Origin of the sequence: Mariniflexile ostreae (assembly GCF_042427585.1) — a bacterium.
Classification (GTDB): domain Bacteria; phylum Bacteroidota; class Bacteroidia; order Flavobacteriales; family Flavobacteriaceae; genus Pseudalgibacter; species Pseudalgibacter ostreae.
The window spans coordinates 102,605-103,309 of sequence record NZ_JBHMFC010000034.1 but is presented as its reverse complement, the minus strand read 5'-3'; the positions used below and the strand labels follow the sequence as shown (position 1 = coordinate 103,309).

General features: G+C 31.9%; 1 protein-coding gene. It reads right to left on the bottom strand.

Going from position 1 to position 705, the window contains the following annotated elements; all coding sequences use genetic code 11:
- Positions 1–75: 75 nt before the first annotated feature.
- Positions 76–705, bottom strand: a 630-nt coding sequence (locus ACFFU9_RS09220) for an IS256 family transposase, variant Zn-binding type (protein WP_379861134.1), incomplete at its 5' end; no start/stop codon positions are given.

Here is a 705-nt window from a genome sequence, read left to right as displayed (position 1 = left end):
AGTAATAAATTGGCAATAGATAAAAGTGAATCAGAGGACATAGAAATTTTTGCTCCAAAGTTCTTTCTTTTTTAGTTACTCCACAACTTTTTGCGTTGACCCATTATGATTTCTAAGTTTGTTTTTTAAATCAGAAAAATGGCCATCAATCATATTGGTTGTATTTGGAATATTTAATTCATAATTATCGTACCAAGTAAATAGCCATATCATGTTAGTGTTAAGGCTTCTATACGCACTTCTAAGCTGTTTATGGGTGAAGTAGCTTTTACCTGTTTCAATATTAATAGTACGTTCATTTAAAAAGCTTTCCCACTTAATAAACCACATTTTTAATCCTCCTTCAAATGATTCTTTATCAGTGTTTTTCAACATAGCTACATGAAACTTTAAGTCAATTGAAGCGGGCATTTTTGGGTTTTTAGTTATATACCTTCTTATTGCTGCAACTTGATGAAATTGACAAAGCTGAACAGGTATGTCTTTAAATGCTCCAACCAACCCTTTTCTTCCGTCACAAACGATAGCTACAACCTCAAAACCTTTAGATATCAGTTCTTTAATACCCTTTATGTACAATGCGTTAGTTTCTGATTTAACGTAATACCAAAGAAGATTTTCTTTACTGTATGCGTCTTTAAACAACATTAACCCAAAACCTCTTCCCCAATAGGTTGTATCCATTAAAACAATAACCTTCTTAGG